Annotated in this window: 23 protein-coding genes; 6 read left to right on the forward strand and 17 right to left on the reverse strand. The window is 49.0% G+C overall.

All coding sequences use genetic code 11. The features are described 5' to 3' along the window. Positions 1–59: 59 nt before the first annotated feature. The 3 genes from cobB to KBW69_RS01510 all read right to left on the reverse strand — a co-directional run bounded on the left by cobB (position 60) and on the right by KBW69_RS01510 (position 4,257). Positions 60–761 (reverse strand): Sir2 family NAD+-dependent deacetylase, encoded by a 702-nt coding sequence (gene cobB, locus KBW69_RS01500; protein WP_257274155.1) that lies wholly within the window; start codon positions 759–761, stop codon positions 60–62. 88 nt (positions 762–849) lie between these two features. After that, positions 850–2,244, reverse strand: coding sequence for a DUF4139 domain-containing protein (locus tag KBW69_RS01505; protein WP_257274156.1), 1,395 nt, complete (start codon positions 2,242–2,244; stop codon positions 850–852). A gap of 171 nt (positions 2,245–2,415) precedes the next feature. Further along, positions 2,416–4,257, reverse strand: coding sequence for a beta-ketoacyl synthase (locus KBW69_RS01510; RefSeq protein WP_257274157.1), 1,842 nt, complete (start codon positions 4,255–4,257; stop codon positions 2,416–2,418). A gap of 125 nt (positions 4,258–4,382) precedes the next feature. On the opposite strand from KBW69_RS01510, the gene KBW69_RS01515 reads away from it, so the two are divergent. Both KBW69_RS01515 and fabV read left to right on the forward strand, forming a co-directional pair. After that, complete coding sequence (locus KBW69_RS01515) at positions 4,383–5,393, forward strand: GlxA family transcriptional regulator (protein WP_257279659.1); 1,011 nt, start codon at positions 4,383–4,385, stop codon at positions 5,391–5,393. Positions 5,394–5,535: 142 nt separating this feature from the next. Further along, a complete protein-coding gene (fabV, locus tag KBW69_RS01520) occupies positions 5,536–6,738 on the forward strand; it encodes an enoyl-ACP reductase FabV (protein WP_257279660.1) in 1,203 nt (400 codons plus the stop codon). Between the two features lie 69 nt (positions 6,739–6,807). Here fabV and KBW69_RS01525 read toward each other — a convergent pair whose 3' ends face one another. Then, positions 6,808–7,539 carry a hypothetical protein gene (locus tag KBW69_RS01525; protein WP_257279661.1) on the reverse strand — a complete coding sequence of 244 codons (732 nt, stop codon included), beginning with the start codon at positions 7,537–7,539 and terminating at the stop codon, positions 6,808–6,810. A gap of 168 nt (positions 7,540–7,707) precedes the next feature. On the opposite strand from KBW69_RS01525, the gene KBW69_RS01530 reads away from it, so the two are divergent. Further along, complete coding sequence (locus KBW69_RS01530; RefSeq protein ID WP_257279662.1) at positions 7,708–8,328, forward strand: class I SAM-dependent methyltransferase; 621 nt, start codon at positions 7,708–7,710, stop codon at positions 8,326–8,328. Here the strand turns inward: KBW69_RS01530 and KBW69_RS23605 are convergent. From KBW69_RS23605 to gyrA, 13 genes are all read right to left on the reverse strand, one after another. After that, a complete protein-coding gene (locus tag KBW69_RS23605; protein WP_373690658.1) occupies positions 8,240–8,494 on the reverse strand; it encodes a FeoC-like transcriptional regulator in 255 nt (84 codons plus the stop codon). The genes KBW69_RS01530 and KBW69_RS23605 overlap by 89 nt on opposite strands. Next, positions 8,494–10,845 (reverse strand): Fe(2+) transporter permease subunit FeoB, encoded by a 2,352-nt coding sequence (gene feoB / locus KBW69_RS01535; RefSeq protein ID WP_257279663.1) that lies wholly within the window; start codon positions 10,843–10,845, stop codon positions 8,494–8,496. Before feoB ends, KBW69_RS23605 begins: the two co-directional genes overlap by 1 nt. Continuing rightward, a complete protein-coding gene (locus tag KBW69_RS01540) occupies positions 10,842–11,075 on the reverse strand; it encodes a FeoA family protein (protein ID WP_257279664.1) in 234 nt (77 codons plus the stop codon). The genes feoB and KBW69_RS01540 overlap by 4 nt, the downstream gene beginning before the upstream one ends. A gap of 369 nt (positions 11,076–11,444) precedes the next feature. Continuing rightward, complete coding sequence (lapB, locus tag KBW69_RS01545; protein ID WP_257279665.1) at positions 11,445–12,620, reverse strand: lipopolysaccharide assembly protein LapB; 1,176 nt, start codon at positions 12,618–12,620, stop codon at positions 11,445–11,447. Further along, on the reverse strand, positions 12,620–12,940 hold the full coding sequence (locus tag KBW69_RS01550; protein ID WP_257279666.1) for a LapA family protein: 321 nt from the start codon (positions 12,938–12,940) through the stop codon (positions 12,620–12,622). Before KBW69_RS01550 ends, lapB begins: the two co-directional genes overlap by 1 nt. A 101-nt stretch (positions 12,941–13,041) precedes the next feature. Beyond that, entirely contained in the window at positions 13,042–13,332 is a 291-nt protein-coding gene (gene ihfB, locus KBW69_RS01555) for an integration host factor subunit beta (protein WP_257279667.1), read from the reverse strand. 311 nt (positions 13,333–13,643) lie between these two features. Next, a complete protein-coding gene (gene rpsA, locus KBW69_RS01560) occupies positions 13,644–15,323 on the reverse strand; it encodes a 30S ribosomal protein S1 (protein ID WP_257279668.1) in 1,680 nt (559 codons plus the stop codon). Positions 15,324–15,570: 247 nt separating this feature from the next. Beyond that, the gene (gene cmk, locus KBW69_RS01565; RefSeq protein ID WP_257279669.1) at positions 15,571–16,269 is read right to left on the reverse strand and encodes a (d)CMP kinase; all 699 of its coding nucleotides are present in this window, start codon (positions 16,267–16,269) and stop codon (positions 15,571–15,573) included. Between the two features lie 110 nt (positions 16,270–16,379). After that, positions 16,380–17,369 carry a prephenate dehydrogenase/arogenate dehydrogenase family protein gene (locus tag KBW69_RS01570; protein WP_257279670.1) on the reverse strand — a complete coding sequence of 330 codons (990 nt, stop codon included), beginning with the start codon at positions 17,367–17,369 and terminating at the stop codon, positions 16,380–16,382. A 70-nt stretch (positions 17,370–17,439) separates the two neighbouring features. Next, positions 17,440–18,549: a histidinol-phosphate transaminase gene (gene hisC / locus KBW69_RS01575; protein ID WP_257279671.1), complete on the reverse strand. Its 1,110-nt coding sequence runs from the start codon at positions 18,547–18,549 to the stop codon at positions 17,440–17,442. Positions 18,550–18,632: 83 nt separating this feature from the next. After that, positions 18,633–19,718, reverse strand: a complete 1,086-nt coding sequence (pheA, locus tag KBW69_RS01580) for a prephenate dehydratase (protein ID WP_257275486.1) — start codon at positions 19,716–19,718, stop codon at positions 18,633–18,635. A gap of 99 nt (positions 19,719–19,817) precedes the next feature. Next, entirely contained in the window at positions 19,818–20,936 is a 1,119-nt protein-coding gene (gene serC / locus KBW69_RS01585; protein ID WP_257279672.1) for a 3-phosphoserine/phosphohydroxythreonine transaminase, read from the reverse strand. A 96-nt stretch (positions 20,937–21,032) separates the two neighbouring features. Further along, positions 21,033–23,645 (reverse strand): DNA gyrase subunit A, encoded by a 2,613-nt coding sequence (gene gyrA / locus KBW69_RS01590; protein WP_257279673.1) that lies wholly within the window; start codon positions 23,643–23,645, stop codon positions 21,033–21,035. Positions 23,646–24,095: 450 nt separating this feature from the next. Here gyrA and ubiG point away from each other — a divergent pair, with 450 nt between their 5' ends. Genes ubiG through KBW69_RS01605 form a run of 3 tightly spaced genes read left to right on the forward strand, consistent with a single transcriptional unit; the run spans position 24,096 to position 26,297 of the window. Beyond that, on the forward strand, positions 24,096–24,803 hold the full coding sequence (gene ubiG / locus KBW69_RS01595; protein ID WP_368736453.1) for a bifunctional 2-polyprenyl-6-hydroxyphenol methylase/3-demethylubiquinol 3-O-methyltransferase UbiG: 708 nt from the start codon (positions 24,096–24,098) through the stop codon (positions 24,801–24,803). An 8-nt stretch (positions 24,804–24,811) separates the two neighbouring features. Next, positions 24,812–25,531: an HAD family hydrolase gene (locus KBW69_RS01600; protein ID WP_257275492.1), complete on the forward strand. Its 720-nt coding sequence runs from the start codon at positions 24,812–24,814 to the stop codon at positions 25,529–25,531. Beyond that, positions 25,524–26,297: a YciK family oxidoreductase gene (locus KBW69_RS01605; RefSeq protein WP_257279674.1), complete on the forward strand. Its 774-nt coding sequence runs from the start codon at positions 25,524–25,526 to the stop codon at positions 26,295–26,297. Before KBW69_RS01600 ends, KBW69_RS01605 begins: the two co-directional genes overlap by 8 nt. Positions 26,298–26,422 lie beyond the last annotated feature (125 nt).

The following is a 26,422-nucleotide window of genomic DNA, read 5'->3' on the forward strand; positions in this document are numbered from 1 at the left end:
CGTAATTATCACTGAATGACTGATTTCGATGGCAAAGATAGACTAGTATTGCCGTATATCTATCCCAACAATGCATTAAAGAATTCAGGAACCAATTCAGTGGCAGGCCCGGTAAGACTCCGATCAAACCGTGAGGCGTGGTAACCGGGCTCAAGATTCAACTCAACGGTCTCGGCGCCCGCGGCCTTAGCTTCTGCAAAAAAACCGGCAGCAGGATACACATTACCCGAAGTTCCGATGGAAACGAAAAGGTCACATTGCGATAGAGCTTTATAGATGCGATCCATCTGCAAAGGCATTTCGCCAAACCAGACAATGTGAGGCCGCAGATTACCTGCCTGAAGACAACATGGGCAGAGTGTTTCGGTAGTAAGATCATCATGCCAGTCAAAAACCTGTTCTGTATCCTGACAACTGGCTTTATAAAGCTCACCATGCATATGAATCAGGTTCTGACTGCCCGCCCGGGAATGCAAATCGTCAACGTTCTGGGTGACCAGCAGAAACTCGCCATCATAGGATTTTTCGAAGTCTGACAAAGCCTTGTGAGCAGCATTGCAAACTACTTCAGTCAGTTGTTGACGTCTGTCATTGTAAAAAGCCTGCACCAAAGCCGGATTGCGATTATAACCTTCCGGCGTGGCGACCTCTTCAACCGGATGATTTTCCCAAAGGCCATCACTGGCCCTGAAAGTACGAATACCCGACTCGGCAGAAATACCGGCACCGGTCAGAACAACAATAGATGGGTAATTGTGCATGAGTTTTTGATCAATAGTAAATTGAATTCTTTATCTTCCCAGAAGCCTGAATTTCTGTTGGCATTCAGACTTCTGATCTTTACCGGTATTACCGGGAGTACACCGAGGTATAAGAAAGCGTTTTGTTGCTTTTAGCAGGAACTTTAACCTTGATGGTATCAGTCTGCTGCAGAGCACCGCCTTTCACGTCCTCCAACTTAATCAGAGAATGATCGCGATCTGTCATCATCAGGGTCACCTCTTCATCACTGTCGTTGAATACAACGGTCTGCCAGCGACTAATAAGCTCCTTCTCCCGTTGTTGACTATCAACGCGCTTTCTCTCAACCCTTACGGTCAGGGCTTCACCCATGGCAAGATGAGCATAATCGCCTTTGGTGGTCTGAGGGATCATGGCATTACCGCTGATAATCACAGTGCCATCGCCGGTAGACTCAAGAATCCTCACCTCACCGGCAGGCAGATCACGCTCAGCCTTAAAGCGATAATTCAACCTGGGTCTTTGCAGATCAGAAGTTCTGCCTGAATATGAACGACCATTAACATCCAGCTGATAGTAGCGGTCAAGTGCTATTTGATCATCCTTGTAGAGAGTCATCTGCTGCCAGGAGAACGGGGTCAGTTTCGTTTGGTCCTTCGGTAACGAGATCACCATGACCTCACCCACCCGCTGACTTTCCTGACCGGGCGAAGCATTGGCAGAATCCATCCGCACCATCTTACGGGCATAGCCTACATTAGGCCGTCCCATATCTCCGGCCACCAGCTTGATATCTGCGTTGTTGTAGTCGGTTTCTGTGTTGTTGTTTAACAGAGCTGTCAGTTCAATACGGGCTTTTCCAGTGTCATCCAGAGTCATTCGATAGTGGCTTGAATAGCGAATGGAAGGTGTAATGTAAGACAGACGCAACTGGTCGGTGCCGACAAGATCCGGAAAGCGTGCGATCAAACGAGTTTGATAGTCTTTTTCCAGGAACACCTGTTCGCGTGAGGCCAGCCTGATGCCTTGAGGATCATTCCAGTCAACCAGGTATTGTCGACCGTTACTGCCCTGAACCAGCCCCATTCCACTGTCGTAGGAGAGCAAGACACCCTGTACGGGAACATTCAGCCCACCCCCCACGAGTTCAACCGACTTGCCAACCAGCCGATGGTAAAGATGATCTCTATCCAACCCCCCTCTGTGCCAGATAAGGCTATCAGGAACCACACCTTGTTTGTCTGCGATGTATTCCAGTTCCAGGCTATCATCTTCCCAGTCATCGGCCATGCCCTCAACGACTAATTTCCCTTCCGGTCCGGGAAGCACTTTGAACTGTTGACGAACCAGAGCTTTGTCTGGGTAGAGGGTTAAATGAGTACTGCTTGCATGGCCTACTTCCACTCTTCCTGCCTGTTCATCCGCGGTCACCATATTGGCACTCATGGCCGTCAGCACAACAGCGCTACTCAGTATTCCGGTCAGATTGAATCTGGCTCTCATTATGACTTTCTCCCTTTAATGAGACACGGTGGGCTGATTGAGTCCGCCTGAATGCGTAACTTAGTGATCAGCCCGGATAGTGATGCAAAGCTTTCGAGGAGCATGCCCGTAAAATAGACCATAAATCAACTCCACGTTTTCTCAAACGGGAGCCGACAACATCATCGAGGATCAGAAAGACCAGAAAGGATTATCCACTTGCAGATTCAGCGCATGGCCAAAGCCGGGCACTTTTATGTGTCGATCGTTGTAATCCAGATCGTCTCCACCGAGAACCCCTTCACCAAATTGATAAATAGGCTCTAGCTGACCGGAAAGCTGCGCAGACTCATACTCTTCCTGTCGATGGGAGGTACTTTCATAACCATGCTGCCAGGATGAAAGTGCCTGCTCGCCATGTTTGGCTTTCAACATATCTCGGGCTATATCAGGGCTCAGAACCAGCGCCGTAGCGTTGTTTCCCCCAAAACCCTTGGCGTTGATCAGCGACATGGCCATCTGTGATGGGCCCATCTCATTATGTTCCATGCTGATGTTGAGGTGTGAATGATGAACGTCTTCAGCAATACCGGAAATCGTTCGGATACCGGGAATGATGCCCCGGTGCCAGACACCCAGTGTTGACATCAGCTGATCACCAGCAGCCACACCAATAGAGTGACCCAGATAGCTCTTAACGGCTGTAACGGGCCAGTTATACATACCAAAATGGCGGGCCGTTTCATTGAGAATATGGGATTCAGTCACCCGGTTTTGTGGGGTGCCGGTACCATGAGCCTGAACAAAACTTCTCTGTCTGATAGCGTCTTCTCCCAAAATTGCCCTGCCCAGGGCAGCAGCTCTGGCAACAGTCAGGTAGTTTCCGGCGCCGGGAGATGAAATGGACTTCTTATAGCCGTCTGCGTTCACAAAAACGTCAGCCACCGCGCCCAGAATTTCAGCACCAGAGTCAAGCACCAGCTCATCATCCATCAAAATAAAGTATTGGGAAGATTCCGCAATGGTAAAACCGGCACTCTCTGCAAAAGGGCGACAGGCATTACGCCAGTCAGGGGGGGTACCTTCGGCAAGACCATCCAGCTTTCTCAAAGCATCGTCCGTAGCCAGAGCTCCCATGGTGCTGTAGCCATCCATGATTTCAGGTAAAAGCGGCGCTTCACTATTGCCAACGATCACTACCCGGCGCTTACCGGAACGAATGTCGTTCACCGCCAGCTGCAGGTTATAAAGCAATGTTGCACAGGCTCCCATTGAGGTGCCAGTGTTACCCAGTGAACCCAGGATATAAGCGTTAATAAAATCAGCGGACATTTCAGCGAAGCCCAGTGGGCACTGCTTGGAAGTCACCCTCTTACCCATCAAACGGGCTTTGAGCATGCCGCCATAACCGTTATAGTCGAGCTGGCTCATGGCACTTCCTGAATAGACAGCAATCTGTTCGGGAGACAATTTCTCTTTCAAGAGCAGCCAGTCCAGACCAGAGGACCGCATGGCATCCGATGCCCCAAAAACCGTCATAGCCAGTGAGCGGGGATGATTTCTGGACTGATAAAGAACAGCAGGATCAAATCCGCTGGGCAACTGACCTGCGGCATTAACAGTGCCTACCTTTGTCGAAGGCAACATCAGGGACTGCAGGCCGGAAAAACGGACTCTGACATTTCGGCCATCGGCCAGTTCATCTACCTGCCAGTTTTCCGGTAATGGTTCAGGTAGCCCAGACTTTGGCAGAATCAGTTCCGAGCCTGCTGCGGCTTCAAGGGACCGATGATAATACAGAGCATTATTATCAAACAGATTGGTTTCGAGCTGCCTGATCAGGGTACCTGAAAGAATAGTGTCTGTCGGAGTGTCTTTATCCAAGCCCCTGAGCTGTGCGATAGCAGTCAACGTCTGCTGCTTGTGTTGAGCACCCAATTGATCAAATACCAGACGATGATAGCCATGAAACCCTGAACTTCGTCCCGCCGGACTGATGCCTCCCTGCGCGACAATGACCGGTAATCTGCTCACGGTAACAACTCCATTTATATGAGGAATATCTCGGTAGTTTAATAGGACATTCATAAACACAACTGTACATTTATGCCAACCAACCTGATAATTACGTCACATCATCAGATTTCCAGGTCAGCTCTTTGACACAGAAAATGCTTTCACTGAATAGAGTTCTGATTCCTCTGGTAGATCATATGCTGTCCACCAGCATCAGTTTGCCGCTTGAAATAATCCAGGCAGGTGTGACCTATAGCCGCCTGAAACATCATTATTCCGACGTAGAAGTCTGTTTCTGTGCTGAGCAACTCAGCCCGATCATCACTATGGGTGGAATACCTCTGACACCGGAAGTGACTTTTGCTCAAACAGGCCCCGGTGACCTGGTGATTATTCCCGGCCTCTGGCGAAACCCCCTTCCAGTAGTATGGCAGTCCAAAACACTGGTGAAATGGCTGAAGAATCAGCATCAGCAGGGAGCTACCTTCTGCGTGGCAGGAACCGGAGTCACATTTATGGCTGAAACAGGTTTATTGAATCACCAGCCAGCAGCCACTCACTGGTATTTTCTTGAACGATTGAAGCGACACTATCCAGAGGTTGATTTTAAACCCCATCACCTGATTACCCGCTCAGGGCGTATATTTTGCGCCGGAAGTGTCAACTCGGTTGCGGACCTTATGATTCATCTGATTGAGCTGAGCATGGGAGAGCAGGTTGCCCATAAGGTCGAGCAGCAGTTCTCCCATGAAATCCGTCGTCCTATGGATCAGATATTGTTTGCTGAAGATCACACCACCACTCATAACGATGAAATCATCATCCAGCTTCAGGAATGGATAAGGCAGCATTATTATGAAGATATTGAAATGAACCACCTGATAGAAGCTTCTGGTTTGACACGAAGAACACTGCACCGAAGATTCAAGGAAGCCACAGGCTTCTCTCCAACCACTTATATTCAGCGAATGAGACTGACCCTGGCCTCAGATCTTCTGAAAAGGACCGACCTTTCCATCAGGGAAGTAGCCTATCAGGCCGGATACACCGACCCTGACTATTTCAGCCGACTGTTTCAGAAGCACTTTCAGCTGACACCAAGCAACTTTAAGCGCAGCGTCCGGGGTAAACTTTTCTATCTTGAGCGCTCTTGATACATTTCGTATCAATATACTGACTGATCTACACCGCCTGCGCCTTTTCCACCCTGCCTGTTTTGGATAAGCTTTACTCGACTGTTATGGCGCAACGAATCTTATTCGTCCCGCCGACTCTTATCATTAACTGGAGCCAAAGATGATTATCAAGCCGAGGATTCGCGGATTTATCTGCACAACGACCCACCCCTTGGGGTGCGAGCAGAACGTCAAAGAGCAGATCGCTTATACCAAGGCTCAGGGTGAAGTGACCGGGGGTCCCAAGCGGGTTCTGGTCATTGGTGCTTCCAGTGGTTACGGCCTTGCATCTCGTATTACCGCGGCGTTTGGCTCAGGTTCAGCTACCATCGGTGTTTTCTTCGAAAAGCCCGCAACCGACAAAAAGCCTGGCACGGCAGGCTGGCACAATTCCGCCGCTTTCGAAAAGTTGGCTCATGGGGAAGGATTGTATGCGAAAAGCCTGAATGGTGATGCATTCAGCCACGAAGCCAAAACCAAAACCATCGAACTTATCAAAAAAGACCTGGGCCAGATTGACATGGTTGTTTATTCTCTGGCTTCTCCCGTTCGTAAACTGCCAGACAGCGGTGAAGTCATCCGTTCTGTGCTCAAACCTATGGGTCAGCCCTACAGAGCGACAGCCGTCGACACCAACAAGGATCAGCTGTTTGAAGCCCTGGTTGAGCCGGCAACTGAAGAAGAAGTGGCAGCAACGGTGACAGTGATGGGCGGTGAGGACTGGGAACTCTGGATGAAAGCCCTGTCAGAAGCCGGTGTCCTGGCAGAAGATTGTAAAACGGTGGCCTATAGCTATATTGGTACCGAACTTACTTGGCCAATATATTGGGAAGGTGCATTGGGTGAGGCCAAAAAGGATCTGGATCGTGCTGCCCACGCCATCGACAAGCAGATGAAGAGCCTGAGCGGTTCTGCCAACATCGCAGTACTGAAAAGCGTCGTTACTCAGGCCAGTTCTGCGATTCCTGTAATGCCCCTCTATATCGCCATGGTCTTCAAGAAGATGCGCGAAGAAGGTGTTCATGAAGGTTGTATCGAACAGATCAACCGAATGTTCCGTGACCGCCTTTACAGAAAAGACGGCGAAGCTCCGATGGTGGACGACAGCAATCGCCTGCGTCTGGACGACTGGGAACTGAGAGACGACATTCAGTCACATTGTCAGGCACTCTGGCCAACGCTCACCAATGAAAACCTGTCAGAACTGACCGATTACGTTGAATACAAGGAAGAGTTCCTGAAACTCTTTGGCTTTGGCGTTGAAGGCGTTAATTACGAAGAGGATCTCAATCCACTGGTACCTTTTGACGTCATTGATATCTGATCAACCGACCCGGGAGGGTTTGAAAGCCCTCTCGTTTCACAATGCATTGAAATATACTACAACGACCTCTTATTCATAATAAGAATCTTCCCGACTATACCAGGATTGAGGACGCCCAACGGGCTGACTAAAATCCGGAAATGGCAGTGACTTACCATTGGGGCCCTTGGTCATTTTATAATCCTGCCAGCGATCCTCAATGTACAACTCATCTCCGGCACGTATGAATTTCAGTTGCGCGTAGACTGCAACGGGTAGAGGTTTTGCCCCCGCTGTATAAGCAACACCCGGGGTGAAACCTGTCAGCTCGAAGCCATGTTTCAGCCAGTCCACACTGCCTTTGAGAGCGTGAGATTCCACAACAGCAGGATCACTGTGGGACAGAACACTGCTTTCAAAATACCATTGATGATAGGCATTCATTCTCAATACATAGCGAATCGCCAGATAACGATGCTCACGAAACTTTTTTTTGCGTTGATCATGCTTATAAATTTCGTAGACCGTACAACGAATAGCTTCAATCGTATCAAAGGCAATGGCATCGCCTATTCGATAAGGATTACCAATCAGCACATCACCCTTTGCGATAGTCAGTGTTTCCGGCTCATTTTCAACGGGTTTATTTTTATACTCCTTATCAATAATGATACGAAACTGTCTGGCCTGCAGGGGCTCATAACGCCCGAGCACCGACTGCAGGTGTTGGAAGCCTGCATCGAGATTTTCAAGAGACGGAGCAGATTCGACTGCACAAAGAGGCATAACGAGAATCGAGACCAATGCTAAGGCGCCCGTCATCACCCCTTTTATCACCGCACATCTTATCGCACTATTCATCGCACTACTTGACTTAAGGCTCTGATTGTAAGCTAGTCCATACACCAAAACTGTCCAGCCTGAACTTGATCAAAAGGTTCAATAAAGGGCAAGATAAAAATCTGGCGGATAATAAAGTTCTTTCAGGAAATGATTAACTTTGAACAAACCATTCTGATTCTTACCTTCTGTGCAGGCGGTCTGATAACAGCGACAATTGTCTTTTGGAGTCTGCGTTTGGGCATCACTCCAACACCCACTTCTGCCAGGGTAAGATCAAAACTACTGGAAACCTTGCCAGAAATAGTCGATGGCAACATTTATGAATTGGGCTCTGGTTTTGGTTCTCTTATTACGGTATTAGCAAAAACCTATCCAGACCAGATCATTTATGGAATTGAACGCTCCCCTCTTCCCTGCTGGATCAGCCGATTAAGTTGCCGCCATCTGAGAAATGTAGTCATCGTTCAACAGGATATTTTCCAACATGAATGGGAAGGTGCCGGATTGATCGTCTGCTATCTCTATCCCGGCGCCATGGAGAAGTTATCAAAAATCTTTAATCAGAAGCTTAAGACAGGTTGTTACATCGTCAGCCATACATTCAGGCTGCCGGGCTGGGAACCCGAAAGCGAGAACAAGGCTAACGATTTATACCGCAGCCCTGTTTATCGGTATCGGGTTAATCACTCTGAAAACAAACAGGAATCAGGTCGCACTGACTCGAATTTAACCAACGATAGACAACCAGCTGTTCAGGCGCACAACTGACACACCCCTGTTTGCAACCAGATGATTCCTCCACCAGCTTTCCTTTTCTGAGCCAGTGGGCCAGCATACCCTTCATGGCTTCAGGGTCTACTTCAAAATGCTGACTGAGTTCAGCCAAAGTGCAGACACCCTTTTCTGACAGATAGTCTCTAATGGATAGCAGCATTAGTGGCACCCTGTGGTGTTTGCGGGTGTCTTAGCCACATCTTCCGGAGAGATCACCATTCTCTGCCCTACCCTCCTGAGAATCAGAAACATTAGTACCATTGCCAGGATAATGAGGGATAGCCAACTCAGTGCTGTTACTGGCTGAGCACTGATTCGCGACAGCTGGTAGTAAAGAGTAGCTACTGAATATCCCATGAAGAAAGTCCAGCCAGCCACAAAGAGCGTCCAACGAAGACCTGATTCCCGGTAAATAGCACCCAAGGCTGCAACACAGGGTGTGTAGAGCAAGATCATCAAGAGATAAGCCGTAACAGCCGCATCACTGGTGAACAGTCTTTGCATAACACCAAAGGTGGTGACCTCCACTTCCTGATCCTGCGCTACTGATTCCAGATTACTCAAATCACCCACACTCAGGCCAAGGGGATCTAACAGAGAAGATGCAACCTCTGACAGGTTAGCAGGAATAGTTGCCAAAGCCTCATCAAAGCCGGACATAACATCAAAGTCATGAGCTTCGGCTTCTGTGCCATTATCTTGCTCGGCAATGGAGGTGTACATGGAGTTGAGCGTGCCAACAACCGCCTCTTTTGCCAGAATGCCAGTGAACAGACCTACAGCCGCTGGCCAGTTATCTTCTGACATACCCATGGGAGAAAACGCAGGTGTGATGGTTTGACCTATTTTACTGAGCACGGATGACCGGGTGTCTTCATGACCAAAACTGCCATCTGTTCCCAGTGAGTTCAGGGTATTCAGTATCATCACCACTATCACAATGGCTTTGCCTGCCCTGAACAAGAATGCTTTCAGTCGGCTCCAGGTTCTGAGCAATACATGCTTAACTGAAGGCCTGTGATAGCTGGGTAACTCCATAACAAAGGGTGTCACTTCTCCATTGAAGAGACATTTCTTCAACATCAAACCCGTCATGACCGCAGCCATAATACCCGTCAGATAGAGTATGAATACCACATTCTGGCCAGAACCTGGAAAGAAAGCCGCAGCAAACAACGCATAAACGGGAAGACGTGCACCACAGGACATGAAAGGCGCCATGGCAATAGTCAACATCCGATCCTGCTGATTTTCCAGCGTCCGGGTCGCCATAATGGCCGGTACGTTACAGCCAAAGCCGACCAGCATGGGCACAAAAGCCTTTCCGGGGAGACCCAGAAAACGCATTGCCCTATCCATGACAAAAGCGGCCCTGGCCATGTAGCCTGAATCCTCGATTACCGAAAGGAACAGGAACAGAAAAGCAATCACCGGAATGAAGGTTGAGACAGTCTGAATACCGCTACCAAGACCTTTGGCCAACAGTGCAGTGAGCCAGTCCGGCGCGCCGATATTTTCAAGCAGATGGCTCACACCATCGACAAAGATAGTGCCTGAAAGAATGTCAAAAAAGTCTATAAAAGTACTACCTATGTTCACTGAGAACATAAACATCAGATACATAACCCCGAAAAAGATCGGCAAACCCAACAATCGATTTAGAACAATGCGGTCGATGCGCTCAGTGAGACCACGACTCACAGTATCCGAAGTTTTGACAGTATCCTGCATGATGAGGCTGATGGTTTCGTAGCGACCGTTTGCCACTATGATATCCATCTCTGCATCATAGGTAGCTTCAAGTTGCAATCGCGCTTCTGCCGCCCTGTCCATCAAGTCCTGAGAAACCTGATCGACAAAACCAGCCTCGCCTTCCAGTAATTTAAGTGATACCCAGCGAGCGATTGAGGAGTCTTCAATCTCGTTGGCAACAGACTCCCGCAGGTAAGAAACAGCCTTTTCCAGAGATTTTCCCAGAGATTGCGGTTTAGCCGGTTCAATTCCGTAGATAAAGCATTGATGAATCAGCTCTTTGAGACCGACAGTTCCTTTATCTCTGGAGGCCACCATGGTGTGAACAGGACTACCTAGCTGTTGGGACAGTTTTTCAGCATTGATCTTAAGGCCTTTATCTTTGGCAACATCGATCATATTGAGAACGACAATGACTGGCAGACCCATGTCCAACAACTGCGTAGTCAGATAAAGGTTACGTTCAATGTTTGAAGCATCGACAACGTTAACAATCAACCGGGCTTCACGGGCAAGGATAAAGTCGCGGGCAATGCGTTCATCCATCGACACCTGATCGTCGACCACATCCAGACAATAGGTACCCGGCAGATCAACTACCTCAACGGACTGATTGTTATGCTGATAACGGCCACTGCGTTTTTCTACGGTAACACCAGGCCAGTTACCCACATGCTGACTCGCACCCGTCAAAACGTTAAAAATAGTGGTTTTGCCGCAATTGGGGTTGCCAACAATCGCAAATACATGCTCCTTCATAGACGGACCACTTCAACGGCTACCGCTTCGTGTCGACGCAGACTGAGTTGAAATCCGCGAACCTGAAGCTGAACAGGATCACCGAGAGGCGCTACTCTGCATACTCTAAAACAGGTCCCGGGCGTGAGCCCCATGGCCAGAAGCTTACGACGATAGGCTGAGCCTGATTTTCTGAAAGCAGAGACCCGGGCCTTATCTCCTGTCTGAAGATCCCCCAAAGTGACCGTCATCCCAATCTCCCAACCCTTTTACCGAAACTGATAGTGCCCGATAAAGAGTGCTTTGATACATCTGGTGATGTGGTGAAAAGAGCAACCTGAGGCAGTTTATGACGCGGCGACAACAGATTGAAAACAAGCAGAATACTAGGCCTAAATGAGAATTATTTCAATTCACGATCGAGATAATTAATAGGATAATTACCGAAATATTGAACTGAAATATTTGCTGAAAGTCTAAAAACACATTGGTCGGTCACAGTGTGTCATCCTTCTCTTCCTGCCTCCCACACTGCATCCTGAAATTTGGAAGGCTCTAATAAGAAGGCTCTGATATCTTGTCTAGACAAGGATATACCGCAAAACAAACAATCAGGGATATTACTCTCCTTCCACACCCTGAACAGGTGCCAGTGTTCCCCACTCATGGCAACCCGGACAGTGCCAATGCATTTCTTTACCGGAAAAGCCACAACTTAAGCACTGGTAGACCGGCTTTGAAACCAACATCTGGTCTGTCACCTCTTTTAACAGTTTGATGCTGGTCAGCGAGGGTTCAGTGGGATGATTCAACTGGATATTGATCAGGGCATTCAAGCCTCTCAAAGTGGGTTGCCGTCGAAGCTGACTGGTCAAAAATTCCATAGCGAAGACGTCACCGCGACTGTTCATGAACTGAGCCGTCATGGCCAAGATAACAGCCGTGCCCGGTTTCTCATTGAGGCAACGTGCCAGATAGCTGCCCAGAACACGCTGTTGATGACTGCGATGGCAAACGGTTTCCAGCATATCAAGAGTCAGCGGAACGTAGCGGTTATCCTGAGTAGATACCTTCTGAAGAACCTTGGTAGCCTCTCTGTCACGACCTTCCTCCATTTCTATCCGACCCAGTATCAAACTGGCTCTGACGCAGTTTTTATCCCTGTAAAATGCGGTTCTGATGAATTTACGGGCTCCTGATCGATCATTATGACGCAGTTTTTCCTCAGCTATCTCACAGTACAAGTGAGCCAGTCTCGAAGCATAGTGCTCACCCGACAATTTATGAAGAGATTCTGCAACCTCAACAGCCTGATGCCACTCTCTCTCTCTTTCATAGATTTTCAGAAGCTGCTGAAGCGCATCCAACCGGTATTCATGATTTTGTCTTGAAAGGTCAACCAGCATGGCTTCTGCACGGTCAAATAGCCCTGCTGTCATGTAATCCTTTGCCAGCTCCAGTCGAACACGGATGGATTGGAGGGGGGTCAGACTGGGTCGGGCCAAGAGATCCTGATGCACCCGGATCGACTTGTCCACCTCCCCCTTTCGGCAAAACAGACTACCCAGGGCAAGATAGGTATCCACGGTGTCATTATTGACGTCCAGTACTTTAATGAAGGTCTCAATAGCCTCATCCGTTTGTTCATTTAACAGATAGTTTAACCCTGCAAAGTACTCTTTGGAGAGGTGATGACCGGGAAAGTGTTCCTTTTTCTTCTTTTTTTCAGCACGTCCGAGAAGATATCCTGCCAGCATAGCCACCATAATCAGTGCCAGCAGTGCAACATCGGGCATCAGGTTAATCCTTTCAACGCATTCGCTCTGAGTTTTTGTATTTCGGCATCACGTCGGCCCAGCTTGCGCTTGAAACTGGCATTGTCTAATCTCAGCCTGGTCATAGCCACCATCGAGACCAGCAGTCCGAAGAGACCACCCATTATAAAAGAGACTACAACGATAGAAGACGCCTTCACTTCTGGCAACAGAACACCGGCCAGGTCGAATCGTATCAACTGAGGGTTAGCGACAATAAAATTGACGAGAATAACAAGCAGGAGCAGACTGCCCAACAATATTACCAGCCGCTTCAGCCAGATACCCAAACGAGAGACCATATTCGATCAAACTCCAGCGATCACTATTCACGATGAGATTTTAAGCCATAGTTGAGCAGGTCTAAACAAAAATGGAAAAATTAAGATATAAATTTTGTAGACTACTCCTGCAGACTACTATTTACACGATCTCGCATATCTTTACCCGGTTTGAAATGAGGAACGTATTTTCCATTTAAAACGACAGACTCACCGGTCTTGGGATTTCGACCCACTCTCGGCGCTCTGTAATGCAGGGAAAAGCTGCCAAATCCCCTGATTTCTACCCTTAACCCACTGGCAAGAGACTGAGACATCTGCTCAAGAATAGATTTGATGGCCAGCTCTACGTCCTTAACCGACAACTGATCTTGTTGCTCGGTCAGTCGTTCTATCAATTCTGATCGGGTCATTGTCGTTCATCCTTTCCCTGTACCCTTGGGTGACACTGAAGCCTCAGCATCATTACGGACACTGCACCCAGATCAGGTGATCAGCAAGACATTAAATATGTCATACTCGAGAACGGCTACGCATCTCGTAAGCCGGACACCCGACTATTCAGGCATTCCCAGACCTGATTGGGATTACAGACAATTCCTACCCTAGCCAACCCCATTCAATAAATCAAGCAACCTATTGATAACCATAAAAAAACCGCAGCCGGAGCCGCGGTTTACTTATGGAAAAAGATAGCCTCATCAGAAGCATTCTTCAACAAGTATTACTTGTTTTCCATCTGAGCCTTGATCAGGTCGCCGATAGTGGTAGGACCGGAAGTCTCGTCTTCTTGCTTCGCACGCAGTTCTTTCATAGCCGCCTTCTCTTCAGCCTGATCCTTCGCCTTGATGGACAGGGAGATATTGCGGTTTTTACGGTCGATACTGATGATGCGAGCTTCTACTTCTTCGCCTTCTTTCAGTACATTGGTAGCGTCTTCAACGCGATCAACACTGATTTCAGAAGCTTTCAGAGTAGCCAGAACGTCTTCAGCCAGCTTCACGGTCGCCGCCTTGGCAGTCACTTCCTTGATCACACCCTTAACAATGGAACCTTTTTCATTCAGGCCAGCGAAAGAGTTGAATGGATCTTCGGACAATTGCTTGATACCGAGGGAGATACGCTCGCGCTCAGCATCAATCGCCAGGATAACCGCTTCAACTTCATCACCTTTACGGTACTTGCGAACAGCTTCTTCGCCAGTTTCATTCCAGGAGATGTCAGACAGGTGAACCAGACCGTCGATGCCGCCGTCCAAACCGATAAAGATACCGAAGTCAGTGATAGACTTGATCTTACCGGCCAACTTGTCACCCTTGTTAAAGGAACCTGAGAACTCTTCCCATGGGTTTTGCTTGCACTGTTTGATACCCAGAGAGATACGACGACGCTCTTCGTCGATGTCCAGAACCTGAACTTCAACTTCGTCACCCAGAGCGACCACCTTGGATGGGTGGATATTCTTGTTGGTCCAGTCCATTTCAGAAACGTGTACCAGACCTTCAACACCTTCTTCCAGCTCAACGAAGCAGCCGTAGTCGGTCAGGTTGGTGATGCGACCGGATACACGGGTACCTTCAGGGAAGCGCTTGGTGATGGCAACCCATGGATCTTCACCCAGCTGCTTCAGACCCAGGGATACACGGTTACGGTCACGGTCAAATTTCAGAACCTTAACATTGATTTCATCGCCAACGTTCACGATTTCGCTTGGATGCTTGATGCGCTTCCAGGCCATGTCAGTGATGTGCAGCAGGCCGTCAACACCGCCCAGATCTACGAAAGCACCGTAGTCGGTCAGGTTCTTGACGATACCCTTAACTTCCAGACCTTCCTGCAGGGACTCCAGCAGCTGCTCGCGCTCAGCACTGTTTTCAGCTTCCAGAACGCTGCGACGGGAAACCACTACGTTGTTGCGCTTCTGGTCCAGCTTGATGACCTTGAATTCCAGCTCTTTGCCTTCAAGGTGAGCTGTATCACGAACCGGACGCACGTCAACCAGAGAACCCGGCAGGAATGCACGGATGGTGTTAACGTCAACAGTGAAGCCACCTTTGACTTTACCAGAGATGACACCTTTAACGATTTCTTCTGCTTCAAAGGCTTTTTCGAGTTCGCCCCAAGCTTCCATACGCTTGGCTTTCTCGCGGGACAGACGGGTTTCACCGAAACCATCTTCAACCGCGTCAAGAGCAACCTGAACTTCGTCGCCGACAGCGATGGTCAGTTCACCCTGTTCGTTCAGGAACTGAGCTTTTGGGATAACACCTTCAGACTTCAGACCTGCGTGAACAGTCACCCAGTCGCTGTCGATATCGACAACCTGACCGCTAACAATAGCGCCCGGCTTCATTTCGATATCTTTCAGGCTTTCTTCAAACAGTTCAGCAAAGCTTTCGCTCATGATCATTCCTATCAATCAGCACTTCAATCAACACCACCCCGGAAAGGCAGTTACTTCTGATCGCATGCTGGCCACACCGCCAGTCAGTGTGGGTTGTTTTTCAAAAAGCACCGTATGGCTGTAACTGGCAATCTGCACCATTCGGTTATTTGCGTCGGTCTTTCCGGAAATCGGTCAGACTACCTCAACAGAAACAAGCTGTTGAGTCTTCCTCAACAGCCCCAGGTTCCGAAACGATCATTTTTAATCAGATCAGACCATTCTGTCGCATGACATCCACTACGCGAACGAACACTTCCTGAATACTCAATCTGGTACTGTCCAGAACAATAGCATCATCGGCAGGTTTCAAAGGAGCGACATCGCGATTCATGTCACGATTGTCCCTGGCAAGAATGTCAGCTAAAAGCTGGTCAAAGCTAGCATCAATCCCTTTCTGTTGCAACTGATTTTGACGACGTTTTGCCCGTTCTTCTGCACTGGCCGTGAGGTAAACCTTGACATTAGCCCGGGGGAAAACCACGGTTCCCATATCCCTTCCATCGGCAATCAGACCCGGAGCTTCTGCAAAGTCCTGCTGACGATTTAACAAAGCTTTTCTGACACCCGGCAAGACTGCTACCCGAGAGGCTTTAGCCCCCACTTCTTCGGTCCTCAGGTTAGCGCCAACGCGCTCACCCTCAAGAATAATTTTCAGGCCTTCACCTTCAGCACCCGGTTCAAATTGAACATCCAGGTGACCTGCCAGTACCTCCAATGATTTTTCATCAGAAAAATCCACCCCATGATTCATCGCTGCCAGTGCTGTCAGTCGATACAAAGCACCACTGTCCAGCAGGTGCCAGCCAAACTCCTTCGCCAGCAGAGCCGCAACTGTTCCTTTCCCGGAGCCACTGGGACCATCAATAGTCACGACTGGCACGCTGATATGTGCAGAATTTTTCATTTACTGACTCTCTAATCCATGAAGTAATGAAAAATTACTTCTGCTTCTGCAAGCACCAACATCTCTCACGCTTGAATACCTATTGTTGATCCAACATGGACTGAACTCAATTACTTTCCTTCGCCCGAATTGGCTACAAAAGTCACTGAATCTCTCTGATTTTCATCAGAGTTAGCCATACAAGCCCTTCTTTCGAGAATACTGGCAAAGTTCTGCCGTGCAGACTGAGCTTGCTCAAACTTCGCCAGTATCGTATTGCTATCTTTTTCAACAATGGCCTGGCGAAGACGAGCCAGGCCTTCAGAAAACTGATCCAACGAAGAAATAATTGCTTTACTGTTACCCAGGGCGATATCGTGCCACATAACCGGATCACTGCCGGCAATGCGGGTAAAGTCTCTAAAGCCGCCGGCAGCATAACGAAAGATATCTTGATTTTCAGGATTACCCGCCAGCGTATCCACCAGTGAAAATGCCAGAAGATGAGGCAAATGGCTAGTCATTGCCAACACTTCATCGTGACGCCACACATCCATCACATTGACTTGGGCACCACAACATTGCCAGAGATGCCTGACCAGAGATAAGGCAGCACGATCAGTATTTTCCAGAGGCGTCAGGATTACCTTATGATGCTTGAACAGGCCGGCCCTGGCCGCAGTAACACCACTTTTCTCGGAGCCTGCAATGGGATGACCCGGCACCAGGCTCTCAGGTATATCACCAAATATTTCCCGGGCAGCCTGAACCAGTGAACCTTTACAGCTACCGACATCGGTCATCACTTTGCCAGCCAGATCCAGACCTTTGAGTTGCTGAAGTACTTTTGGCATTGCCAGCATGGGAACCGACAGCTGAATAACATCGGCCTTGTCGACAGCGGATTTAAAATCCTCACAGCCTTCTGCAACAATTCTCAGGGAAACAGCCTTCTCAACATTTTCACTCCTGAGATCAAACCCCATCAGATGAAAGCTTTCGCCGCACTCCCTCAGGGAAGCTGCAAATGATCCTCCAATAAGGCCCAGCCCTACCACCAAAATGTTCAGTGGGGTACCGTTCCTGTTTTGTTCTATCACTACAAGTTCAACCTTTTTCAAAAGTCATCTTCAACCCCTTGCAACTAAAGATGGCAACGGTTTCTTTAGCTACCGCCTGTTTGTCTTGTGCTCAGGGCTGTCTGACAGAGGCCAGTGCTTCAAGAAAACGCTGATTTTCTTCTTCCAGGCCAATGGAAACCCTAAGGTGTCCTGGCATGCCATAATTGGCAAGAGGTCTGATAATGACGCCCTGTTCAAGAAGACGCTGATAACAATCCATCCCCCCCATACCCGCATCAAAAGTAATGAAGTTACCGCTGGAAGATATGTAATCAAAGCCCATAGATCTCAAGCCCGCCTCAATCCGGGCCATTCCATCCTGGTTAACCTGCCTGGAACGGTTCAGGTATGCTTCATCATTCAGAACAGCAACAGCTGCCGCCTCAATAAGATTATTAACATTAAAAGGCTGTCTTAACCTGTTGAGAACACTGGCTATTTCGCTATTTGAAACAGAATAGCCAATACGTCCACCCGCAAGACCATAGGCCTTGGAGAATGTTCTGATCACGATAAGATTGGGATATTCATTTAACAGCGCAATACCATTCGGGTACTCACTATCCAACACATACTCAAAGTATGCTTCATCCAGAACAACAACAACCTCTTCAGACACCTTGCCCAGGAAGGTAAGCAACTCTGTTTTTGAAAAACGGGTACCGGTCGGGTTATTAGGATTAGCCAGAAAAACGATGCGGGTATCAGAACGAACCGCTTCGGCCATCGCTTCCAGATCATGACCCCAGTTTTTAGCAGGCACCACTATACTTTCCGCCCCAGTCGCCTGGACCGCTATGGGATAAACCGCAAAAGCGTATTCAGAAAATACAGCAGAGCACCCCTCTTTCAGGTAGCATTGCGCCAATAGAACAAGAACATCATTGGAACCGTTACCAAAGGTAATCTGATCAGGCTCTACCGCCAGCTTTTTGCAAAGAGCATCACGCAGATTATAGAGGCTGCTGTCAGGGTATCGAGCCAGCTCATCCAGCATCACAGCGATGGCTTCACGAGAAGACTGAGCCGCCCCAAGAGGATTTTCATTACTGGCCAATTTAACAATACTGCTGACATCCAGACCTTGTTCGCGCGCCAGCTCTTCAACGGGTTTACCGGGAAGATAAGGATTCAGTGCACGTACTCCCGGTACGGCAAGCTGTATAAAATCACAACCCATTTTTCACCTGTTTTTTTACCATGAAAAATTTTACATCCCCACGAGAGGACGCAAAATTGTTTCAATCGCTCATGACTGATTTGTTAAAGAACGCCCTTGGGATAGGAGCCCAGAACCCGAAGATCATTAACCCTGTCAGCAAGCTTTCCCAATACTTTCTGGATAACCGGATCGTCTTTGTGACCTTCAAAGTCAATAAAGAAAACATAGTTCCAGATGCCGGTACGGGACGGACGGGTTTCTACCCGGGTGAGATCCACGTCATGAACATCGAACGCTTCAAGAATCGAATGCAGAGCACCGGACTGGTTTCTCATACTGACGACGATGGATGTTTTGTCTTCACCACAGGGTGGAACATCCTGATGCCCAATGATCAGGAAGCGGGTGGAATTGTCCGGCTGATCCTCGATTTTCTCAGAGATCTTTTCCAGACCATAAATATCAGCCGCCATATCACCGGCAATGGCCGCAGAGTTCCATTCACCCTTTATACGCTTAGCCGCTTCTGCATTGGAGCTGACAGCAACTCTTTCAGCCATCGGCCAGTGGGCATCCAGCCATTTACGGCACTGTGCCAATGACTGAGCATGGGAGTATATCCGGGTAATATGGTCACGGCGGGTGTTTTCAGAGACCAGCAGATGCTGATGAATTCTTAGCACGACTTCACCACAGATTTTAAGAGAAGAATCCATGAAGCTGTCCAGGGTATGACTGACCACCCCCTCTGTTGAATTCTCAACAGGCACAACACCATAACGCACTGCCCCCGCCGTCACCTCCCTGAACACTTCATCAATCGCGGCCATAGGGACAGAAACCGCAGAATGGCCAAAGTGCTTCATGGCAGCCTGCTGGGTAAAGGTGCCTTCAGGACCAAGAAACGCCACTCGAACAGGCTCTTCAAGAGCCAGACAGGCCGACATAATCTCCCTGAACAGTCGAGCCATTTCTTCATCGTCCAGCGGACCGTCATTGCGCTCCATCACCCGGCGCAAAACCTGGGCCTCACGTTCCGGACGATAAAATACTGCCACGGCGTCTTCATTTTGCTTGACTCTGGCGACTTCCTGAGCGCAGCGTGCACGCTCACTGATCAGCTTCAGAATATCCTGATCAAGCTTGTCAATTTTTGTCCGCAACCCCTTCAACTTATCATCTGTCATAATGTTCTCTGCGTTTAACGGTTCTGACGAAAGCCGCGCAATCGGCAGATGCCAAGCCTGCGAGCTTTGTACTTAAAATTGCGACGGACCAAGGATTTTTTATCCAAACTTTCTTTCGAATTCATGCATAAAGGCGATCAACGCATCGACATGCTCTTCCGGTACTGCATTATAAATACTCGCTCGCATACCGCCTACTGCCTTGTGCCCCTTGAGATAAAGAAAGCCATTTTTTTCAGACTCGGCCAGAAAAACCTTATCTAACTCAGGATCGCTCAGCGTAAAGGGTACATTCATTCTTGAACGCCAGCGGGGATCTACCTTGTTGTGATAAAACCCGGACTCATCAATCACCTGATAGAGTTTGCCTGATTTACGGGCATTGATCTGGTCGATCACTTCAAGCCCCCCCTGATCCTTTAGCCACTCAAACACCAGACCGGCCAGATACCATGCGAAGGTTGGCGGAGTGTTATACATGGAATCCTTATCCGCCTGTACCCGATAATCAAAAACAGCAGGGCAATTGGAATGCCCCCGGTCCAGAAGATCGTCACGCACGATAACCACTGTCAGTCCTGCCGGACCAATATTTTTCTGGGCACCGGCATAGATAACCCCGAAACGGCTGATATCAATGGGCCCGGACAGGATATTGGATGACATATCCGCTACCAGTGGCACATCGCCAGAATCCGGTATAAATGGAAATTCAAGACCACCAATGGTTTCGTTCGGAGTGTAATGAACATAAGCCGCATCGGAACTGAAACGCCAGCCACTCTCTTCCGGCATGGTATGGAATGAAGCGCCTTTGCCGTCGGCAATAACATTGACATTCAAATAACGCTGGGCTTCTTTGATTGCCGACTGAGCCCAGTACCCACTATTGACATAGTCTGCACTATTTTTCTGCCCCCTCAGGTTCATTGGGACTGCCGCAAACTGACCACGGGCCCCGCCCTGCAAAAACAGAACCTTATAGTTTTCAGGAATCTTCAAAAGATCACGGAGATTCTGCTCCGCCAGCTCAGCAACCTTGAGAAAAGACTTCCCTCTGTGACTGACTTCCATAATGGAAGCGCCTTCACGGTTGTAGTCCAGAAGCTCATCCCTTGCACGCGCAAGCACCGACTTCGGCAATGGAGCCGGGCCCGCCGAAAAGTTATAAGTAGGCCCTTGTGGGCCAGCCAGTGTTTCTGCCAATAGATTATTCATACTATCCTCCCGTAGAGCCAAACTCGTCGATTCAGAAGTGCATCCCTTTAAGTAAAACGCCAGCATGCTGCTGGCGTTAAGTTATTGGATACAGAATCAGCCTTCCATCCCTTCATCAGGCTCAGTCTGAGGCGTTTCTTCCCCTGTCACTTCGATTTCAGTCCCATCTTGCGGCTCTTCCGGCTCTTCAACCCTGGCAACACCAACCAGTTTCTCACCTTCCTGAACCTTGATCAGGGTAACCCCCTGAGTATTACGACTCATAACAGATATTTCATCGACACGGGTTCTCACCAGAGTGCCCTGATCAGAGATCAGCATAATCTCCTCTCCATCCTGTACCTGGATAGCACCGATCAGTTCGCCGTTTCGATCAGTACACTGCATGGAGATAACACCCTGACCACCACGACCCGTGATTCTGAAATCTTCTACACCCGTTCGTTTACCGAAACCATTCTGGCTGACGGTTAGAATCTGGGTTTCGTCTTCGGGAATAATCAGAGAGATCACTCTTTGAGCATCCTGTAGTTTAATACCACGGACACCTCTGGCAGTTCTGCCCATGGCGCGCACATCAGTTTCTTCAAACCGAATCGCTTTGCCCGCATTGGAAAGCAACATAACCTGCTTCTCACCGGTCGTAATTTCGGCACCCACAAGGGTATCACCTTCATCAAGACCCAGGGCAATCAGACCACTGCTTCTTGGGCGAGAGAACTGTTCCAGAGGTGTCTTCTTAACCGTTCCTGCAGCCGTTGCCATAAAGACAAAGTGACCTTCGGTATACTCTTCAACAGGCAACATCGCCGTGATGCGCTCATCCTCTTCCAGAGGCAGGATATTCACGATGGGTCGGCCACGTGAAGTACGGCCAGCTTCCGGAATCTGATAGACCTTCAACCAATAAACCTTACCCCTGCTGGAGAAGCAAAGAATCTGGGTGTGGGTATTGGCCACCAGCATATGTTCAACATAATCTTCGTCTTTTACCGAAGCGGCGGATTTGCCTCGACCACCTCGGCGCTGGGCCTGATAGGTGTCGAGCGATGTGGTTTTTGCGTAACCACCATGAGACAGGGTCACAACCATGTCTTCTTCAGAAATCAGGTCTTCAACGGTCAGGTCACGGCGTGAACTGGTGATCTCAGTGCGACGCTCATCGCCATACTCTTCGACTACTTTTTCCATCTCTTCACGGATGACTTCCATCAAACGCTCAGAGCTGGAGAGAATGAGCAGTAGCTCGGCAATTTTTTCCAGCAGCTCGCGATATTCACTCAACAGCTTGTCATGCTCAAGACCGGTCAGCCTGTGCAGACGCATTTCCATGATGGCCTGAGCCTGGGCAGGTGATAAATAGTAGAGACCATCATCGCGAAGACCAAACTGTTCAGGCAATTCGTCAGGCCGACAGGCATCGGCACCGGCACGTTCTGCCATTGCCAGCACGTGACCCGGCTGCCAACCCTGTGCCATAAGCTTTTCTTTAGCCTCTGCAGGCGTTGGCGAGCCCTTGATTAAGGCAATCACCGGATCAATATTAGAAAGGGCTACTGCCAGACCTTCCAGCAAATGCCCTCGCTCACGAGCTTTACGCAGCTCATAAACGGTTCTGCGCGTCACTACTTCGCGACGATGACGAACAAAAGCTTCCAGCATCTCCTTAAGGTTCAGGAGTTTTGGCTGACCATCGACCAGCGCAACATTGTTAATGCCAAATACACTTTCGAGCTGGGTTTGTGCGTAGAGGTTATTGAGAACAACGTCCGCAACTTCACCACGGCGCAACTCAATCACTACTCGCATACCGTCTTTATCAGACTCGTCGCGCAGCTCGGAAATACCTTCAATTTTCTTGTCTTTGACCAGCTCAGCGATCTTTTCAATCAATCGTGCCTTATTCAGCTGATAAGGCAGCTCGGTAACAATGATGGTACTTTTATTTTTCTTTTCATCATGCTCGACATCTGCACGGGCCCGAATATAGATACGACCACGACCGGTACGATATGCCTGCAAAATACCCGCCCGACCATTAATGATGCCAGCAGTTGGAAAGTCCGGACCCGGAATATATTCCATCAGATCATCAACAGACAGGCTCTCATCATCAATTAACGCGAGACAGCCTCTAACCACTTCAGTCAGGTTATGTGGTGGTATATTGGTTGCCATACCCACAGCAATACCGGCAGCACCATTCACCAGCAGATTGGGGATGCGGGTTGGCATGACGGCAGGAATCTGTTCCGTACCGTCGTAGTTGGGTACGTAATCGACCGTTTCCTTATCCAGATCAGCCATGATGTCATGACTGATCTTCTGCATTCGGATCTCGGTATAACGCATGGCCGCTGCAGAGTCGCCGTCTACGGAACCGAAGTTCCCCTGTCCGTCTACTAACATGTACCGCAACGAAAATGGCTGCGCCATACGAACAATGGTGTCATATACAGCAGAGTCACCATGGGGGTGGTATTTACCAATGACGTCACCCACCACACGAGCTGATTTCTTGTAGGGCTTGTTCCAGTCATTGCCCAGCTCGTTCATTGCGAAGAGGACGCGCCGGTGGACCGGCTTGAGTCCGTCACGCACATCAGGCAGTGCCCGCCCAACGATGACACTCATGGCGTAGTCCAGATAGGACTGCTTGAGTTCGTCTTCGATGTTTACCGGAAGAATCTCTTTGGCGATATCAGTCATGTAAACCCAGTCGTCCTTTAGCTTGCGCCCAACGGATACCTGTCAGCATCCTTTCTCAACCCGGAAGGCCGAAAATCCGAATAATTCAATCAACAGGCAGCCATGTGAAAGCAATCATTCAGCTCCTGCCTGAGCAGAAAGGAAGCGTTGAAATGAATTTAACGATAAAAAAGGGCATGGCTGCTTTTTTTCATAATAAGTAGCAAATAATACCACAGCTGGCAGCCTTACTGCGAGCCAGTGTATGGCTTGACAACAATATTTATGAATAAAAAATGACACAAATGTACGACATAGTCGTCTCTTTAGTAGCTATATGACAGGAATACTTAACTATGAAAACTCTGTCTGTATAATGCGGACAAGAATACAGACTGCGCTGTTACTATCGGAAATCAACCGCTTGAGAATCTGGACATTATGACTGCAAACCAGAACGAACCACGCCCGGTGCAAAACGTCGATCCAGCCGAAATTGCCAAATTTGAAGAGTTAGCCAGCCGATGGTGGGACATGGACGGCGAATTCAAGCCCCTGCACGAGATCAACCCGCTGCGCCTCAACTACATCGATGAGCGAGTGAGCCTGGCAGGAAAAAAAGTACTGGACGTTGGCTGTGGCGGAGGCATTCTCAGCGAATCAATGGCGCTTCGCGGTGCGGATGTTACCGGCATCGACATGGGCGATGCACCACTTTCCGTAGCTCGCTTACACAGTATGGAAAGCGAAGTTGAGGTCAACTACCGCAAGATTCCGGTGGAAGAACTGGCAGAAGAAATACCCGGCACCTTCGATGTGGTTACCTGTCTCGAAATGCTCGAACACGTTCCTGAACCGGCGTCCGTCATTCGTGCTTGTGAAAAGCTGCTCAAACCCGGCGGACAGATCTTCTTTGCTACGATAAACCGCAATGCCAAATCCTGGTTGTTTGCCATCGTCGGGGCCGAGTACGTTCTTAAAATGCTTCCCAAGGGTACCCATGAACACAGTAAATTCATTAAACCTCATGAGCTCTGCGGCTGGATGCGCCAGAGCGATCTGGAAGTAAACGACATGACAGGTATGATTTTCAACCCGTTTACCGGTGTCTACTCACTTAAGAAGTCGGACACTGACGTTAATTACCTGATTTATGGCAGCAAGCCAGAGGCCCAATGAGAATCTTGATGAGTCAACCGAACACCATTGAAGGTATTTTTTTTGATCTGGACGGCACTCTGCTGGACACTTCGGAAGACTTCATTTTTACCGTCAACAAAATGCTGGCAGATGATCATCTGCCAGCAATGGATGGCGAGCTCATTCGAAGCTATGTTTCGGAAGGCTCGAGAAAGCTGGTTCAACTCGCATACGGTCTGGAGCCATCAGACCCGAAGGTAGAAAGCCTCAGGAACAGGCTTCTTGATGAATATAATGACTACATCAGCAATGATCGTAGGGAAAAAGCAGCAAAACTGTACGGCGGACTGCCAACACTGCTTGATGCTCTGGATGAAAGAGCCATTCCCTGGGGGGTCGTCACCAATAAACCTTCAGTTTACGCAAAAATTTTACTGGCTCAGGCTAACCTGAGCCACCGGTCAAAAACATTGATCTGTCCAGACCATGTCAGACTGACCAAGCCCAACCCCGAAGCTCTGCTACTGGCCTGCCAGCAGACGGACGCTAATCCGGCAAAGTGCATTTATGTGGGTGATCATTGGCGCGACATTGAGGCTGGCAGAAATGCAGACATGGTGACTATTGCCGCACTCTATGGTTTTATCAGTCCCAAAGATACGCCGGATCAGTGGCACGCTGATTACAACGTCTCATCCGCAGAAGAGATTCTTCCGCTGCTGGAAAAGTACAAGTGGCAGCTACCACGGAGAGCAACACATGTTTAAATATACTGCACCCGACAACCTCCTCCGGGACAAAATTATCCTGATCACTGGTGCTGGCAGTGGTATTGGCCGAACGGCAGCACTGACCTTTGCACGCCACGGCGCTACCGTCATCTTGCTGGGCAGAACCATCAGCAAGCTTGAAGAGGTCTATGACGAGATTGAAGGAAATGGCTGGCCCCAGGCGGCCATTTATCCCATGAACCTCGCCGGAGCTTCAGAACAGGACTATGCGAACCTGGCGGAAACTCTGGATAAAGAATTTGGCAGACTGGATGGGCTCCTGCACAATGCAGGCCTGCTGGGCGAACTGAAAACCATTGCACAATTTGAACTGGATAAATGGAATGAAGTCATGCACGTTAATTTGACTGCCCCCTTCCTGCTGTCAAGAGAACTGCTCCCTCTGCTTCGCAACGCTGAATCCGGTTCCATTGCCTTCACTTCCTCCAGCGTTGGTCATAAAGGACGCGCTCACTGGGGAGCCTATAGCATCTCAAAATTTGCTACCGAAGGCCTGATGCAGGTGATGGCAGATGAAGAAGACGGCCTCAGCCAGGTAAGAGTCAACACCATTAATCCCGGTGGCACACGGACAGCCATGAGAGCCTCTGCCTACCCCGGTGAAGACCCGATGAGCCGCCCAACACCTGAAGATATTATGCCAGTCTATCTGTATCTGATGGGTGACGACAGCCATTCGGTCAGCGGTAAAGCTTTTCATGCCCAGCTTCCAGGTGATCCAGAGAACATTGCAACACTCTGACATTGTCTTATGACCCACTCAGCCAGTGGGTCACTCTTTACCTTACCTGTTTACAACCCGTTACAAAAAAAACATGCCCTCCCGAAAGCCTCGACTAGGTTTTAACGTCGATAACTCAACGATAA

Source organism: Endozoicomonas sp. ISHI1, assembly GCF_024606225.1.
Taxonomy (GTDB): Bacteria; Pseudomonadota; Gammaproteobacteria; order Pseudomonadales; family Endozoicomonadaceae; genus Endozoicomonas_A.

Coding starts and splice junctions, on each gene's coding strand:
- lapB (WP_257279665.1), bottom strand. CDS start 12,620: ATGCCCGATGTTGCACTGCTGGCACTGATTATGGTGGCTATGCTGGCA.
- KBW69_RS01530 (WP_257279662.1), top strand. CDS start 7,708: ATGATTAACTTTGAACAAACCATTCTGATTCTTACCTTCTGTGCAGGC.
- fabV (WP_257279660.1), top strand. CDS start 5,536: ATGATTATCAAGCCGAGGATTCGCGGATTTATCTGCACAACGACCCAC.
- KBW69_RS01505 (WP_257274156.1), bottom strand. CDS start 2,244: ATGAGAGCCAGATTCAATCTGACCGGAATACTGAGTAGCGCTGTTGTG.
- pheA (WP_257275486.1), bottom strand. CDS start 19,718: ATGACAGATGATAAGTTGAAGGGGTTGCGGACAAAAATTGACAAGCTT.
- KBW69_RS01540 (WP_257279664.1), bottom strand. CDS start 11,075: ATGACGGTCACTTTGGGGGATCTTCAGACAGGAGATAAGGCCCGGGTC.
- hisC (WP_257279671.1), bottom strand. CDS start 18,549: ATGGGTTGTGATTTTATACAGCTTGCCGTACCGGGAGTACGTGCACTG.
- KBW69_RS01550 (WP_257279666.1), bottom strand. CDS start 12,940: ATGGTCTCTCGTTTGGGTATCTGGCTGAAGCGGCTGGTAATATTGTTG.
- KBW69_RS23605 (WP_373690658.1), bottom strand. CDS start 8,494: ATGCTGCTATCCATTAGAGACTATCTGTCAGAAAAGGGTGTCTGCACT.
- cmk (WP_257279669.1), bottom strand. CDS start 16,269: ATGAAAAATTCTGCACATATCAGCGTGCCAGTCGTGACTATTGATGGT.
- KBW69_RS01525 (WP_257279661.1), bottom strand. CDS start 7,539: ATGACGGGCGCCTTAGCATTGGTCTCGATTCTCGTTATGCCTCTTTGT.
- cobB (WP_257274155.1), bottom strand. CDS start 761: ATGCACAATTACCCATCTATTGTTGTTCTGACCGGTGCCGGTATTTCT.
- KBW69_RS01605 (WP_257279674.1), top strand. CDS start 25,524: ATGTTTAAATATACTGCACCCGACAACCTCCTCCGGGACAAAATTATC.
- KBW69_RS01600 (WP_257275492.1), top strand. CDS start 24,812: ATGAGTCAACCGAACACCATTGAAGGTATTTTTTTTGATCTGGACGGC.
- rpsA (WP_257279668.1), bottom strand. CDS start 15,323: ATGAGCGAAAGCTTTGCTGAACTGTTTGAAGAAAGCCTGAAAGATATC.
- gyrA (WP_257279673.1), bottom strand. CDS start 23,645: ATGACTGATATCGCCAAAGAGATTCTTCCGGTAAACATCGAAGACGAA.
- feoB (WP_257279663.1), bottom strand. CDS start 10,845: ATGAAGGAGCATGTATTTGCGATTGTTGGCAACCCCAATTGCGGCAAA.
- ihfB (WP_257279667.1), bottom strand. CDS start 13,332: ATGACCCGATCAGAATTGATAGAACGACTGACCGAGCAACAAGATCAG.
- serC (WP_257279672.1), bottom strand. CDS start 20,936: ATGAATAATCTATTGGCAGAAACACTGGCTGGCCCACAAGGGCCTACT.